Annotated in this window: 10 protein-coding genes; 5 read left to right on the top strand and 5 right to left on the bottom strand. The window is 37.2% G+C overall.

Features of this window, described 5'->3' with window-relative positions; all coding sequences use genetic code 11:
• Positions 1–37 precede the first annotated feature (37 nt).
• Entirely contained in the window at positions 38–2158 is a 2121-nt protein-coding gene (locus QDN89_RS07890; RefSeq protein ID WP_280769567.1) for an SNF2-related protein, read from the bottom strand.
• A 688-nt stretch (positions 2159–2846) separates the two neighbouring features.
• On the opposite strand from QDN89_RS07890, the gene QDN89_RS07885 reads away from it, so the two are divergent.
• Positions 2847–6308, top strand: a complete 3462-nt coding sequence (locus QDN89_RS07885; RefSeq protein WP_280769566.1) for a hypothetical protein — start codon at positions 2847–2849, stop codon at positions 6306–6308.
• Positions 6309–6476: 168 nt separating this feature from the next.
• On the opposite strand, the gene QDN89_RS07880 is transcribed toward QDN89_RS07885, so the two are convergent.
• Entirely contained in the window at positions 6477–7640 is a 1164-nt protein-coding gene (locus QDN89_RS07880; protein WP_280769565.1) for an AbrB/MazE/SpoVT family DNA-binding domain-containing protein, read from the bottom strand.
• 354 nt (positions 7641–7994) lie between these two features.
• Here QDN89_RS07880 and QDN89_RS07875 point away from each other — a divergent pair, with 354 nt between their 5' ends.
• The 3 genes from QDN89_RS07875 to QDN89_RS07865 all read left to right on the top strand — a co-directional run bounded on the left by QDN89_RS07875 (position 7995) and on the right by QDN89_RS07865 (position 11182).
• Positions 7995–8681: a hypothetical protein gene (locus QDN89_RS07875; protein WP_280769564.1), complete on the top strand. Its 687-nt coding sequence runs from the start codon at positions 7995–7997 to the stop codon at positions 8679–8681.
• 156 nt (positions 8682–8837) lie between these two features.
• A complete protein-coding gene (locus QDN89_RS07870) occupies positions 8838–9725 on the top strand; it encodes a DegV family protein (protein ID WP_280769563.1) in 888 nt (295 codons plus the stop codon).
• Between the two features lie 365 nt (positions 9726–10090).
• Positions 10091–11182, top strand: coding sequence for an HD-GYP domain-containing protein (locus tag QDN89_RS07865; protein WP_280769562.1), 1092 nt, complete (start codon positions 10091–10093; stop codon positions 11180–11182).
• A gap of 87 nt (positions 11183–11269) precedes the next feature.
• Here QDN89_RS07865 and QDN89_RS07860 read toward each other — a convergent pair whose 3' ends face one another.
• Together QDN89_RS07860 and QDN89_RS07855 are read right to left on the bottom strand one after the other, a co-directional pair.
• Entirely contained in the window at positions 11270–11617 is a 348-nt protein-coding gene (locus tag QDN89_RS07860) for a DoxX family protein (protein WP_280769561.1), read from the bottom strand.
• Complete coding sequence (locus QDN89_RS07855) at positions 11614–11961, bottom strand: DoxX family protein (RefSeq protein WP_280769560.1); 348 nt, start codon at positions 11959–11961, stop codon at positions 11614–11616. The genes QDN89_RS07860 and QDN89_RS07855 overlap by 4 nt, the downstream gene beginning before the upstream one ends.
• 279 nt (positions 11962–12240) lie before the next feature.
• On the opposite strand from QDN89_RS07855, the gene QDN89_RS07850 reads away from it, so the two are divergent.
• Complete coding sequence (locus QDN89_RS07850; RefSeq protein WP_280769559.1) at positions 12241–13923, top strand: ABC1 kinase family protein; 1683 nt, start codon at positions 12241–12243, stop codon at positions 13921–13923.
• A gap of 121 nt (positions 13924–14044) precedes the next feature.
• Here QDN89_RS07850 and QDN89_RS07845 read toward each other — a convergent pair whose 3' ends face one another.
• Positions 14045–15604: a hypothetical protein gene (locus tag QDN89_RS07845; RefSeq protein ID WP_280769558.1), complete on the bottom strand. Its 1560-nt coding sequence runs from the start codon at positions 15602–15604 to the stop codon at positions 14045–14047.
• Positions 15605–15686: the final 82 nt, after the last annotated feature.

Below are 15686 nucleotides of genomic sequence, written 5' to 3'. Positions count from 1 at the left end.
AATACAAAAATAGATGTGCATTCAATTTTCACACCGTTTATGTTGAGATTTGTAATCGTTCCTGTTCCTTTTTAATTGCTCGAGCTGCTAATTGTGACTCATGGATATTTTGTGATAAATCTCCAACTCCAGAGTCTCTGGCATATAAATTAAAAAGGTCAGATTTTTCATTTAGTAATTCTAAAATACGTCCATCGATACTATCCTCTGTAAACAATCGGTAAACTGTTACGTTTTTTGCTTGTCCCATTCGATAAGCACGACTAATCGCTTGTTCTTCCGTTGAAGGTTTCCATTGAGGTTCACAAAGGATGTTCACGCTGGCTGCTTGAATATTAAGCCCAACACCGCCGGCTTCAATCTGATTAATTAAGACACTACCATCAGGTGCTTTAGTAAAATCGTCTATAATCTCTTGACGTTTGTTATTGGTAATACTTCCGGTAATTGGTTCAAATGCTCGATCTCTTAGATGCGTATGTACTTTCTGTAAAGTTGATTTGTAGAAAGAAAAAACTAACACTTTGTGACCGTTATCTTTCGCTTGATCACATAGCTCGATGAGCATTTTTAATTTTGGTGAATCTTTAGGTGTTTTACCAGACCAACCTGCCCTCCGCATATCGTGAATGGCCTCGACCTTTACGGCTTCGATATAGTTAGTTAATTCACTTTCACCAAATTCAGTCCAGATAGAAATGATATTCAGTTCTGGTAATTCTTTAAGTACATCAGAGCGATTGCGTCTCAAATAGACTGGACCAATCACCTCTTTAAAACGCTGAGGCTCAAGAAGTTGCATATTTTCAAAAATCTCGTTCGTAATTTCAGGTTGTAAAACATCTATGAGTTGACTCATTTCACCTAGTCTATTTTCAAGAGGTGTCCCTGACATAAATAAGTCGTAAGAAGCGATTTCAGCTAAACGATATACATTTTTGGAACGGTAAGCGTTGGGATTTTTTATATAATGGGCTTCATCAACAATAAGAACATCAAGTTTTTGACTGTCCAGCCCCTGCAAGTATTTTGTATGTTCATATGTGGTAATCATGATGCCGCCATTTTTCGACCATAGATTGTAAGAATCCTCACGTTGGTTTCCGTGGAATATAAATGTTTTCAGAATAGAAAATCTTTGGATTTCCCGTTTCCAGTTTGCTAAGACACTTAGTGGGCATACGACTAAGGCATATTTTTTCTCCTCATGATGAAGATGATTTATAATGGCAATTGCTTGGATAGTTTTACCTAGCCCCATTTCATCTCCTAATAAAGTTCTTTTATAAGTTAATCCATACTTTGCCCCGAACTCTTGATAATTTCTTAACGTTATGTTTAATCCATCTGTGTTCAATTCAAAAGAATTCACTTTTTCTACAATTTCAGCCGTTAATCCGTAGACATCCTTTTGATTAATTGGACCATCAATTTTTTCTAATAGAGCATAGTAGGTTGCATTATTAACTAGAAAGTCGCTAATCACTTCTTCATCTGTGGGAGAGTATGAATCTAGATGGTTAATTGTCTCTTTAAAATCATTAAGTTTATCCATATCAAACCTATGATTAATTTGATTAATGGCAGAGTTGATTTTTTCCTTTTTTTCTTTAGATTGAAAGATTGAAAATATGTAAGGAAGTTTCTTTTTTGCAACAAGAATGTCTTCGTTTATTAATTTATGTAATGCAAGAAAATTCTCTTTAGCTTCGTTAACATGATTTAACACATATTGCTTTAAATAAATGCTTTTGAGTAAATGTAGTTCTTGATCAGATAAATTCTCTGGGTTAATTTTAGGGTATGTATTTTTGGAAATTGACTTCTTTATTTGTTCTGCAGAATAATAAATAGCCTGAGCACTTTTTTCACCGATGCCAGGAAAGCGTAATAATTTAGCTATAGATAAATGACTAACATCTGCAAGTGTATTAATATCTTGATTGTATAAACTAGATAAATTTAGTTTTTTAGTAAGAGAAGTTACCGTGTCTATGGGTAGTTTTTTCAGTGTCTCATAAACATACTCACGTTTTAATTTTTTCCAAGATAACTCGATGAGGTTATCATAATAATCTTCTGAGAACTTGTTGAACCTGCCATGTGTATTTTGTATTTCTTGATCGAGATAATTAATGTCTTTTTTGTTTCTGATCACTATACTCCACCTCAGTTAATATATGTAAATTCAATTATCGCAGAGTTACATGTAAGCGTAAACTAGTAAACCATTCCATACATATTATTTCTTTTTACTAGATGTCATCAAAAACTTATCTTAATCAGAAAAGTGATTTGATGAACCTACATGATTATCGAAATCTGTAAGCAGACCGGACCGCTCAATATAAAGCAATTCGGGGTACCTGTCACCACCTGAGTTAATCATTCAGAATATAATTTACCATCATTTTCTTGCTTCCTAGCTAAAAATGATGGTTATATAGTTTATTAGAGCTGACCGTACTAGGTTAAAAGAGCCTAAAATGGTCAGGAGTGAACAAGAGTGAAAGACTTTGAATCTGAATTTCAACTGTTTCAGAAGCACTAGATAGTCAACAGCGTTTTTCAACCATCAAACGAAAAGCTAGAGGTATCGTTTCAAGTCAAATTTGTTTAGCTTTATAGAAATAACTGTTAACTTTCACTTAAACGAACCGACAGCTTTATATTTAACAAACGATTTACATAATAAAATTTAACATGATGGCAGTTCATTGAACATTTAAAAATAAATTTACGTTTCATAACTAATTTTTTTGAAGTTGATTGCACTTTAAACTTTGGAACTATATAATTATTGGTGACTAGGTAAATTTAAAATTTGATGTAGAAAGGAACATATAATGAATACTATTCAAGAGTTGCACTTTGGAAAGGGTCTTTTGCGGAACAAAACGAAAGCGGTTTCGTTAAAAGCAGTGACGATGAAAGAGGATACTTTTTTCAAGATTGAAAACTACAGTCAAATGAATCCGTTCTTTATGACAGTAGTAAGTAATACTGACCAATGGATTTTCATATCAAGTACTGGCGGGCTGACTTGTGGTCGTAAAAATGCAGAGTCAGCATTATTTCCATATGATACAGATGATAAAATCCATGACAGTATTGAGACAACCGGATCACATACAATACTAATCGTCAGTAAAGATGAAAAGAATTTTCTGTGGAAACCTTTCTCATTTCATAATAGCAATGTATATAAGATTACAAGAAACTTATATAAAAACACAGTAGGTAATAAGATTATGTTTGAAGAGATCAACCACGACCTGGAGGTTAGTTATTCCTATACATGGAAGAGCAGTGATTTATTTGGATTTATTAAAGAATCTAGCATGGTTAACCTGGCGGAAAAAGAAGTAGAGATTAGAGTCCTAGACGGTATTCGTAACATCCTACCTTATGGAGTCAATACGCTTTTGCAAGCCACAAAAAGCACGCTTGTTGATGGATATAAACGTTGTGAATTAGTGGAAAATGCAGGGCTTGGTATCTACACACTTAGTTCGATTTTAACAGATAAAGCTGAGCCAAGTGAATCATTGAAAGCAACAACGGTTTGGTCAAAGGGACTAGAGAATCCTAACTACCTTTTATCAGAACAACAAGTTCATGCGTTTTCTCAAAATGAAAACGTTCAAACGGAAGTTGATATTAAAGGTAGAAGAGGTTCTTACTATGTTGAAGATTCTATCCGCCTTAAAGCTCATGAATCAAAAAACTGGTATATAGTAGCTGAACTTAATCAAAGTGCTTCAAAAGTGGAGAAACTGATGAAGGATATTATCGAAAATCAATCGATTCTTGAATCTATTGAAACTGATGTTTCAAAAGGTGAGTACAATCTTAAACAACTTGTATTTAATGCTGACGGATTTCAATGTACTGCTAATGAGAAGGCGGGTTATAGACACTTTTCAAATACTCTTTATAATATTATGCGAGGCGGTATATATGCAGATGGCTATAAGATTGATAGAGAAGATTTCAAAGCATTTGTAGCTAATTGGAATAAAGACGTATATACCAAACAGCTAGATTTTATGAGTCAATTACCCGAAACAATTAACTATAATGAACTGCTTGCTTTGGCGGCAGATCTAGATAGTAAGGATTTTGAACGATTAGTATTTGAGTACTTACCACTTACATTCAGCAGGCGACATGGAGATCCAAGTCGTCCGTGGAATAAATTTAATATAGAGATTACCAAAGAAGATGGTGGCAAGGAGCTGAAGTTTGAAGGGAATTGGCGTGATATTTTTCAAAATTGGGAAGCGTTGTCTATTTCCTACCCTTCATATACAGAGAGTATCATTGCTAAATTCGTAAATGCATCAACAGCAGATGGTTATAACCCTTATCGAATTACGAAAGATGGAATTGACTGGGAGAAGTATGACCCTGAAGATCCGTGGTCAAATATTGGATACTGGGGAGATCATCAAATTATTTATCTTTTAAAGCTAATGGAATTATCAAAGGCTTATAACCCTGAAAAGTTACAAACTCTTCTTCATAAAGACATTTTTGTATATGCAAATGTGCCTTATAGGATCAAGGGATTTGATGCATTAGTCGACGACCCAAGAAACAGTATTGTTTATGATGATGAGAGTGAACAACGTATTGAGAACAAAACGGCAAGTATTGGATCAGATGGGAAGTTAGTTTACTGCGAGGACGAAATCTATAAAGTTAACTTAATGGAAAAACTTTTGGTTACGCTTCTTGCAAAGTTCTCTAACTATGTACCTGAGGGTGGTATTTGGATGAATACTCAACGTCCAGAGTGGAATGATGCTAACAACGCTCTTGTTGGGAATGGATTGTCCATGGTTACCCTGTATTATATGCATCGTTTCCAAGTCTATATGAGTCAAATAGTTAATGAAATGAAAGAAGACTCCATTGAGGTTTCAGTTGAAGTGCTTCAGATGTTTCATGATACAGCGAAGGTACTGAAGGATAGTGAACAATACCTGGGCAATGACATGTCCGATGACACTCGTTTTGACATTGTAAAAACATTAGGTAAGATTGGAGAAACCTATAGAAATTCTATCTATGATAATGGTTTTGCAGGAGATAAAGCGGCACTTTCTATAGAATCTCTTCAAGAATTTATTGAGGTTTCCATGAGTCATTTAAAAGATTCCATCACAAAGAACAAACGTGACGATGGTTTATACCACTCTTACAATCTAATTCGATTTGATAAGGAAAAATGTAGCATATCCTATCTTTATGAGATGTTAGAAGGTCAAGTTTCTGTTATAAGTTCAAAAGCTTTAGATGGAAAAGAAACCATTCATGTCTTAGATGCACTTAAAAATAGTTTTATTTATCGTGAAGATCAAAACAGCTATATGCTCTATCCGAATCGTGAGTTGCCAAAGTTCTTAGAGAAAAATGTGATTCCTGATGCACAAGTGATGTCATCAACTATTTTAAAAACAGAACTGGATCATAATCATACACGGTTTATTGAAAAAGATGTTAATGGTAAGTACCATTTTAACGGTCGATTTAGAAACGGTGAAGAGATTAGAGAAGCACTTAAGGCCACAAAAGAGTATAAGGATGAGGATATTAAAATCGTTGAAGAAATCTTCACAGAGCTTTTTGACCATCATGCTTTTACAGGCCGCTCTGGTACTTTTTATAAATACGAAGGTTTAGGAAGTATTTATTGGCATATGGTATCAAAGCTAGTCTTGGCAACACAAGAAAAATTCGAAGATGTCTATAGTCAAAAAGGTATGAATGAAGAAGCTAAGACGCTTATGAATGATTATGAAGCTATGAAAGATGGAATAGGAGTAGAAAAATCACCAGAGCAATATGGTGCATTTCCAACGGAGGCTTATTCCCATACTCCTGGATTTGCAGGCGTACAGCAACCGGGTATGACCGGACAGGTTAAAGAAGACTTTATCTCACGACTAGGTGAATTAGGAGTGAAGGTAGAGAAGGGACTTGTTCGTTTTAAACCGGAGTTATTAGCAAAGTCTGAGTTTTTAAAAGAGAAGAAAATCTGGTCCCTACCTAGGAATAGTAATGCTGCGGATACAGAAACAATCCAGTTAGATGAGAATTCCTTAGGATTTACATTCTGTGCAGTTCCGGTAATCTATTATCTAGAGGGCAAAAAGAAAATCATCGTTTGTTATAAAGATGGTACAGAAAGTATTTTTGAAGATGGGGATACTTTAGATCTTTTAACAAGTGAATCTATTTTCAGTCGTGATGGTAAGATTGATAGAATTAAAGTGTATATTGACGGTAATAAATGGAAATAATCTTTGAGTTCTGAGTAGATCTTTTGCTCAGAACTTTTTCTTATTTTAGTTATTTTCATTGTTCATTAATGACTTAAGGGGACGTGAGAAAGTCATTGGCTATTTAAAAAAACGGGATAAAAATGAAGCACCTTTGAAGAGCTTATGCTCCTCTGCAGGTGCTTTGTTTTAATTGCTTAACTTCTGTTTAGCTGCTTTGATGTGCTTCTTTTTTCCGTTTAAATTTTTCTGCCTCTTTTTGAGTTCATTGTGAAGGACTTTTTCGTTCATATCTTTTTTCAACCGCTCGATCTCTTTTTCATATTTCTTACATTTACTTTCATAGCTTTTTAGATCGAAGTTTAGTTCGGCCAAATAGTTATACGTGAAAATGAAGCTTTTTTCCGCGTTTAAAAGCTGGTTTTGTGCATCAATCGTTGCTGATGAGTTCTCACTTTTGTCTGAAATGATTTGTTCCAAGTTTGCCGCTGACTTTTGAACGATCATTTCTGCCTCTTTTAGTGCCTGAGTGAGATCTATGGAAGAGAGGGGAGAGGCTAATGTACCTTGTTTAAACTCTTTCCACTCCTTCAAGAAATCGTCATTGAGCAGCTTAGGGATTTTCTCTTCAAATTTTTCATGCTGTTTCTTGATTTTTTTATCAGCGAATTCCTTCATTTGGTGATATATTTCAGCTTGTTCGTTGTATTCCGATTGATTTGTCATTGTTTGAAATACCTCTTTGAGCATCGCTTGAGTCGCCATTTTTCCAAGCCGTTTATTCGCTTTTTGAACGGGCTCTATCAAATCATTGTCAGAAGGCGCGACATAAATATACTCTAAAACAGTTTGCACGTTATCGCCTAGGTCTTTCACTTCGTGCACGTGATTACCCGATAAGGATTGATTACACGCGTTTACATACTCGTTAATGAGCTTGTCAATAGGAGCGATCAAACGCTCATTTCGCTGTTTAATTCCGGAGTCTAGACATGTTTTGCAGAGGTAATTGGTTTCAATCTCTATCAGTTGTTGATCACTACCACAAATTTGGCATACGGCAAGGTCATCGTTTAACACTACGAAGCTATCAGCTTGCTTAAAGCGAATTTCTTTGCTTTCGTCCCATTTTAACTCTTCGCGATATTCAGAGGGAACAACGATCCTTCCAAAGTCATCCAAAGATTTCCCGCCTTTCGCTCCTTGGTTCCCTTTGAATATCTTGATTCCTTTGTTATTTGGGAGCATTTCCATTTCGAGCTTATAATTAGAAAAGTCCAAAGCCTCACGAATCTCTTTTGGAATAACGATGCGTCCTACCCTGTCCACTTTTCTTGTGTGCGTTTCATCCATGTTACCGTCCACCTTATAATTTTGATTTATAATCTACTCTTCCCATTTCCCAGTAAGTTAGAACGTGGATATTCATAGGTGGTGTCTGTCGCAACACGATTTTTGTAAAAAAAATTGTCGAAAGATTGAATGATACCTAGTTTTCATACATACATAGAAAATAGTTCATGAAACAAAGTCTACAGCTGTTAGAGACCTTGTTAGAGGGATCAATAAAAGTTCAAAAGCAGCTTAATGGAACAAAGAGACCTCCCCCTAACTTTTACGAATATTTTGTGGTAAAATTTGTATAAATACCCTAAGTTGATTCGTGTTCAGTTTAATAATCTAATACCAAAGGGGACGGGGATAACGATGGAAGAGGAGAAGCTGATACAAAATAGAAAGAAATTTTGGGTTGGTGTGACATTACTACTAATTACGACAGTTATTGTTCTGCCATTTCCTCATAACAAATCCCTTGGAGAGTCATTATTACTAGCAATTGGTATTCCGCCATTCTCTAATATGGAGAATTACAGTGGATTTCACTTCGTTGGAATAGGCACTTTCATTTTAATCATAATAAGCCTGACATATATAGCTAGGTCTTTAAGTAAATGGAAAGGTCGAATCATTATTCTAACCATCATATTCATGTCTTCATTCCCTCCTGTCATCGTTGATACGATCCAATCCACTGTTGCTTCCGGAATATATGCCATATCCTATGAAAGTGGCCGAAGCCAATGTTTGTTTGAGCTAGAAGGGGGAGAAACGGAGGCTGAAATAGAGTGTTCGATTTTTCTTGAAAATCAACAGAACAAGGCAATAGACTTTGAGCTCGTTTTTCAAAAAACAAGGTACGATGATTTCGAAACCTACGCCCGATTAAATCAGGAAGGTCCATATTATTTCACGTTAAGCCCGAGGGAATCTCGATATTTTCAATTTAATAGGAAGGTTGATATGTCAGGAGAAGAAGTGTACTCTATGTCGGGGCGAACCAACCATGTTGAAATTATATTAAGAGATAATCAAGGAAACGAGCGGAGATTATAATACGCCGCTTATAAAATCTATAATCTAGCAAATGGAATTGTTTATCTTCACTAAAATTTTACATATTTATTGGTCCGTCTTATACTATAATAGGAATGAGATAATCTAGGATTTAAGGTAAATAATCTATGATAAATAAATGAAGGAGTGGTGAATATGTCGAATTATCTACTAACGTGTTGTTCTACTGCGGATATGCCGCATGAGTATTTCCAAAATAGAAAAATACCATATGTCAGTTTTCACTACATTTTAGATGGGAAAGAGTATCCCGATGATCTAGGACAAAGTATATCTTTTGAGCAATATTATCGTAGGATCTCTGAAGGGGCCATGCCTACTACATCGCAGGTTAATGTCAGTCAGTTTATTGAATTCTTTGAACCTTTTTTAGAGGAAGGGAAGGATATCTTACATATTTCTTTTTCTTCAGGACTTTCAGGAGCATATAATTCTGCTAATATTGCAAAAGATGAGCTATTATCTAAATATCCAGATCGGAAAATTCTTATTGTAGACTCATTGGCGGCATCGTCGGGATACGGCATGCTTGTTGATATGGCTGCTGATCTGAGAGATAAGGGTGAAACATTGGAAGATGTGCACAATTGGCTAGAGAATAATAAGCTTCATGTACACCACTGGTTTTTCTCTACAGATCTTACACATTATAAACGAGGTGGCCGAATTTCCCCTACATCTGCCATGGTTGGAGGTTTACTCCACATAAATCCGTTGTTAAATATGAGTGCTGATGGGAAATTGACTCCACGCAAGAAGATTCGAGGGAAAAAGAAGGTTATTAACGAAATTGTCCGTATGATGGACATGCACGCTAACGATGGTCCCGATTACTCAGGTAAGTGTTTTATATCGCATTCGGCATGCTATGATGATGCACGAAAAGTGGCAGATTTAATAGAAGAAAAATTTCCTCACCTTAAAGAACCCGTAAGAATAAACAGTGTTGGTACTGTAATTGGTGCCCATACGGGTCCAGGAACTGTTGCGCTCTACTTTGTGGGTGACAAGCGTGAGAACTAGTTTGTTGGTGACTTATGTGCCTTCTCGATTCATTATCCGAATTTTGTAGATTTACGTTGATAGAATGAGAATTACATATTAACGAAAAAAATTCCACTGGATAGAGTTGATGAAAACACCTCATCCTTTCATATTTAAGAACAACTCAGGGGATTCTAGCTATTATGCTAGTGTCTCTTTCTTCCTTGATAAAGAATTTCATTTTACGTTTATTCTCCTATTAAGTTCGATTATCACACCTCACCAAAAGTACTACATTTCCCCCAAATTACTGAGGACATTCTCTAATTATTCAACTAAAGACGGTATTTAAATAGTAGAAAGGGTAAAATAGAAGTAGATAGTTAGATGAGGAGGGGATTGGCATGGATCAGGTCAATATTGATAACTATGCACATCTGGCTTTGGATCGAAGGCTTGCTAGTGATATTTTATCTGAAAGTGGATCTATTTTACTAAGAGAAGGTATGGTGATTACACCGAGTCATATCAGACTCTTGAGGCAAAATGGGATCAAGACTATTTCCGTAAGCGGTCATACGTCGTTTCTTGAACAGTTGGACCAGAAGTGTAAAGAACAGCATAAGCCATTTATTGCTGCTTACCGAGATCAATTTCATAGATTGGAAGTGTTGTTTAATAGTACAGAGGCGGATGTTGAAGTCGATGTGACGGAGACGTTGGATGCGTTTGACCAACTAGCGACAGAAGCACTCCGCTCCCACAGTTTACTCGAACTCTTGCAACAGTTGGAAGGTCATGAAGGATACTTGTTGCGCCATAGCATCCACGTGGGACTGATGACTTCTCTGATTGCGAAGTTAAATCACTTCCCAGATGAGGATGTGATTGAAATTGGTAAGGCTGGGCTTCTCCATGATATTGGAATGGTAAAGCTTCCTGAAACGATATTTAATAAGCCAGACACGTTATCACCCGAAGAAACGGACGCGATTTTTAAACATACAGAGATTGGTTATGACATGCTCCAAAAACAAGGGGTTTCTCAGTACATCCTAGATGGTGCATTCTATCATCATGAACGGATGGATGGTTCGGGATATCCGAAGGAACGGTCTGGTGATGACATTCCAAAAGTGGCACAAATGATTGCGATTGCTGATGTGTTTGATGCCGTTTCCTCTGACCGTATTTTTCGCAAAAAGCAGTCGCCCTTTAAAGCATTATCAGAACTAAAGAAGGATATTTATGAAAAGAGGCTCTCGGCCGTATATGGCATTCCATTTATTAATCATATGGTCAGCGTATATACGGGGACTGAAGTCTTTTTGTCCGATGGACGAACGGGAAAGATTATTTTATTCAACGCGATGAATATTGAGAATCCGCTGATCAGCGTTGATGGGGACGTGCATCAGTTGAACGACCTTAAAGGTGTGACGATTCAAGATATCGCGGATAATAGATTGAAGGATTTACAAGGAGAAGAAGCGTAAGGTTGCGAGCAACAATATTTATACGAAAAAAGTCGATCTGGACGATGAGCTTTGGCCCATGTTTAGATCGACTTTTCACCTTTCTTTTTATAAACCTAAAGCGACAAAAAAGATATATCCATTGAGAACCATAAAAAGCATAGCGGGAAAGGAGCTCCAGAAATTATCCCCTGCTTTGAATCTAAAAATGAGTCCGAAAAACATTAATAACGCCAATCCCCCTGATGAAATAGCTAAGACAAATCGCATTTCAATTCCCACAAGCAAACCAATCCCACCTAATATCTCTAAAATTCCGATGAGGTTTGGAAACTTTTCAAGCCCAAAACGTTTGAATTCGCTTTTCATTTTCGAGGAAACTAAGCAGACGCCACCATAGATTAAGAATGATAAAGATGAAAAAATAATAAGACCGATACTAACTGAGGTGATCAACTAAGAATACCAGCATGAAATGCCGCGACAAACAGCGACAATCCTAAAAGGACAAGTGAGGGAACGTGTTTCGTCCATGGGTTTTTCACTTTAAAGTGAGCGGCTTGAGCACAAATCATTAAAAAAGCCATAAGAAGGGCAGGGTAGAGGGCAAGGGAAGGAAACCAAATGCCTGCAACGAGTAACGTCGCTAAAGAGATTTTCGCTGCACCTACAATATTTCGTGTTAAATCGGATAATTCGTACTGCTTAAACTCTTTCACAATGTTATCGAACCGAAATACCCAAACGATGATGATCGAAATAGCTATAATGATTTGAAACAGGATAGATAGAAGTTCCATGATAGTTAGCTCCTTCGTTTTCTAGTTTTATCATTCAAATATCATCTGCATATCAAACCATTATATTTACATATTTTTCTTGTGCATTAGTAATAGCTCCCCTTTTTATAATGATTCTAAACTCCTATGCGATTTATCGGTTTGTTTTTTGAAATGATAGTAGATAGTAAAGTTCTCAGTGGTTTAAGAAAGGGTGGATGCTATGGATTCACTAATGATTACCAATCATTCCGCGTGCAATGGTATAATATTGGGAGAATCTTGAATGGAGTGTTCCCGATGTTAAAACATACGAGGCTTAGGCATGCTAACCGCTTCCGCCAAATCATTAACGCATTAATTCGCAACGGCTTCGGGTTATTCGTGCAAAAAATTGGACTAATGGATGAAGTTCCTGGGCCGCGCAAGTGGTGGAAGGTGAAAGATAAAAAAAGGATTAAATCAACGGAAGAACGAATTCGAATCTTGCTGGAGGAACTGGGGCCAACGTTTGTGAAGCTTGGGCAGATTGCCAGTACTCGTAACGATATTTTTCCGCAAGCGCTCATCGAAGAGTTAGAGAAATTGCAAGACCATGTGACCCCTTTTTCTTATGAAGAAGTGGAGAATGTTTTCGAAGTTGAAATGGAAGAACCGATACTATCTTTTTTTGCTGATTTCGACGAAGAACCATTGGCTTCTGCATCGATTGGGCAAGTACATAAAGCAAAAACGAAAGATGGTCGAGATGTAGCGGTGAAAGTTCAGCGACCGGAGATTCAGCGGAAAATCGAAGCGGACCTCGATATTCTTCATGAGCTTGCTTCGCTTGTCGAACGACATATTGATGGTGCTGAGCGGTATCGCCTCAAGAAACTCGTAAAAGAATTTACGAAGATGATTCGGCGAGAACTTGATTATACGATTGAAGGGCGAAACGCCGATCGCGTTCGCAAACAAACAGCGGATAACAAGCATATCTATATCCCAGAAGTGGATTGGACGTGTACGACTAGGAAAGTCATGACGATGGAACTGATTGATGGGAAGAATATTAATCAGGTTGATACGTCTAAAATGAGCAAAGAACGAAGGGAACACATTTCTGAAACAGTCGCTCATTCTATCTGTCGGCAAATTTTCATCGACGGGTTTTATCATGCGGATCCACACCCCGGAAATGTGTATATCATGGAAAATGATGTCATTGCTTTTCTTGACTTTGGTATGGTTGGACGACTTACTACGGAGCTAAGGGGCAACCTTGCATGGTTTGTCATCGGTATTTTACGTCAGAACACCGATGATATTGTGAAGGCCATTCAAAAGATAGGTAACATTCCGATGGATCTAGATTTGCAAGGGTTGAAAAAAGATGTCGATGAGTTTCAAGACTTATACTTCAGCGTGCCGCTTCACGAAATTCAATTTGGTGAAGTCGTCAATGATTTGCTTGCATTGATCGGTGCTTATCGGATTGAAGTGCCGCATGATGTGACGCTTGTCGCTAAATCCCTCGTCACGATTGAATCGGTCATTAGCGATCTCGATCCTGACCTTAGTATTATTGAAGTGGTGGAGCCACTCGGTGATGAACTGATGCGTGAGTTCGTTAGTCCGAAACAAATTCAACGGCGGTTGAAAGCACAGGCGTCGGAATACATGGATATTCTAAGTGACCTTCCCGACACGATCAAAAGAACGATGACACTCATTGATCGTGGCCGAATTCGCCATGACGTTCATATTCCTGAAGCCGAGCTTATGAGCTCACGAGTGTCGAGGATTGGGAATCAGTTGACGCTCAGTATCTTGTTGCTCGCGGTAAGTCTTGTCCTCGGATCCCTTATTCTAGGTATCACACTAGGAGATACAGGTAACACCGGTTGGTTCCGACTACCGGTATTAGAAATAGGGTTTTTCGTTTTCTTTTTCCTCTTCACATGGCTGACGGTTTCGATCCTACGAACGAGGAAGAAATAAGTGGGGAAATTAACTAGTTACAGTTGAGAAATTCTATAAATGAAGCCCTAAAGGAGGAATCCTCTAGGGCTTCATTTTGTTGATCTAGAACTTCGCTAGAACGTTAGTAATACACTGCTCGTTATGAATAAAGGACGTGCTTGTCTTCTACTCTGTGAATCACTTTATCAATTCCAGGATATTTTTTGAGCATTTCTTTTCGTTCGTTTTCAAGCAATGGGTAACGTTTCGTTAGTTGTTTACGTTGTTCTTTTAAATGCTGGATTTTATCAATCATGTCATTTAGTTTTCGTTGATTTTCTATATTTCGATCTTTTAAATCGCTAATAAGTTTACTCTCCACATCAAATAATGGGACGTCCTTTCTAACGATCAGATTAGCCATATCGCTATAGAGTTTTTTTCGCTTCCGTTCTCTTTCTTTTACGACGACTGCATTTTTGCTATTGAGAACACTGGCCTTCATTTTTTCGATGACGCCCTGACCGCCGATAATTTTCTTGGATTTGAAATCGATGTCCCGTTCAATGTCTTGAAGTTGATGGACGATGGTAACTAACATCTCATGTTCAGCTAGTTTTTCAAGACGCATCGTTTGAAGATCGTTAGAAATATTCACATGCTGCTGGGCTATGCTTTTTTTCACGTTTGCAACCTTTTCTTCGAACGTTGATTTGTTTTCAGAGTAACGATCAATCAAGTTTGTTGTTTTTGCTTTTTCGGTTGCGATTTCTTTTATTTCTTGCACCAAATATTGATAATGCGAGTATTTACTCTGCCATTTTTGCTTGATGTCATCAAAGGAAGAAGTCTCTTCTTTCCCATCTTGACTAAAGAACAATTGCATGACAGCAAGAAAGCACATCATTTCAGTCATTTTCGTTCGTTGTTTTGTGAAATATAGTCCAGAAACAGCGATGACGCCTAAGAAAAATAACGGATTTGCTAACACGGCAATGAGTGAAGTCATGCTCGTATAAGCGGCGAACGGCAGCGTTAAACCGAGCAAACTTGCCCCACTTGCAAGAAGTGATGTCGCTCCCATATAAAAGGAGAAGCCCATCGTATTAACGAGTGCCGAGAATAAAACAACCGTTCCGTTAGTAGCTAAGATGCGGTTAATCATTTGTTGGGATAACTCAGATACATTTAACTCTTTTTTCAACTTCTCTTTTTGATGTTCCGGTAAATCCGCGATAAACGATTCGAATGCTTTTTCTAGTTCTTCTTTCTCCTCTTCCGAACCTTCCTTGTACTTTTTGCCAATTTCTTCGAACATTTTTTTGAAAAAATGGTGGACAACGTCTTCAAACGTGGTACCTGTAAATTTCTTGTTCATCGACCGGTACGATTGAACCGCTTTGTTTAAAATAAGATCGCCAAATTCGTGTAAACCTTGTTGTGTATCAATGGAAGAAAGAGATATGTCATATCGTTTAGCAAAAACGGCAATCACTTCAAATGGCAATTCCTCTCTGGTGTAATCGACAAGCTCTACTTCTTTATCAATGAAATGTTGATAATGATCAAATTTCTTTTTTCGTTGGATAAAGTCTGTTGTCTCCAAGAATTTACTTGAAATCATCTTTGTCATCGATGTTTTCGTCATTAACACATACGCTTGTTTTAAGTTCTGTGTGGAAGCTGATTGAATGGAAGTTATAAATGTGGCGCCTTGCATCGGATCACTCCTAATTTATATATTTAACGTTTAATTGAAAGGTAATTATTGCTTCTCTTCACCATACTACTATTAAATTCTC

This window comes from Salipaludibacillus daqingensis (assembly GCF_029891575.1).
Taxonomy (GTDB): Bacteria; Bacillota; Bacilli; order Bacillales; family Salisediminibacteriaceae; genus Salipaludibacillus; species Salipaludibacillus daqingensis.
The sequence above is the reverse complement of the archived record's forward strand: the minus strand, read 5'-3'. Positions and strand labels throughout refer to the sequence as shown.

Excerpts from the sequence above, each read along its gene's own strand:
- QDN89_RS07885 (WP_280769566.1), top strand. The coding sequence starts at position 2,847 with ATGAATACTATTCAAGAGTTGCACTTTGGAAAGGGTCTTTTGCGGAAC.
- QDN89_RS07880 (WP_280769565.1), bottom strand. The coding sequence starts at position 7,640 with ATGGATGAAACGCACACAAGAAAAGTGGACAGGGTAGGACGCATCGTT.
- QDN89_RS07875 (WP_280769564.1), top strand. The coding sequence starts at position 7,995 with ATGGAAGAGGAGAAGCTGATACAAAATAGAAAGAAATTTTGGGTTGGT.
- QDN89_RS07870 (WP_280769563.1), top strand. The coding sequence starts at position 8,838 with ATGTCGAATTATCTACTAACGTGTTGTTCTACTGCGGATATGCCGCAT.
- QDN89_RS07865 (WP_280769562.1), top strand. The coding sequence starts at position 10,091 with ATGGATCAGGTCAATATTGATAACTATGCACATCTGGCTTTGGATCGA.
- QDN89_RS07855 (WP_280769560.1), bottom strand. The coding sequence starts at position 11,961 with ATGGAACTTCTATCTATCCTGTTTCAAATCATTATAGCTATTTCGATC.
- QDN89_RS07850 (WP_280769559.1), top strand. The coding sequence starts at position 12,241 with ATGTTAAAACATACGAGGCTTAGGCATGCTAACCGCTTCCGCCAAATC.
- QDN89_RS07845 (WP_280769558.1), bottom strand. The coding sequence starts at position 15,604 with ATGCAAGGCGCCACATTTATAACTTCCATTCAATCAGCTTCCACACAG.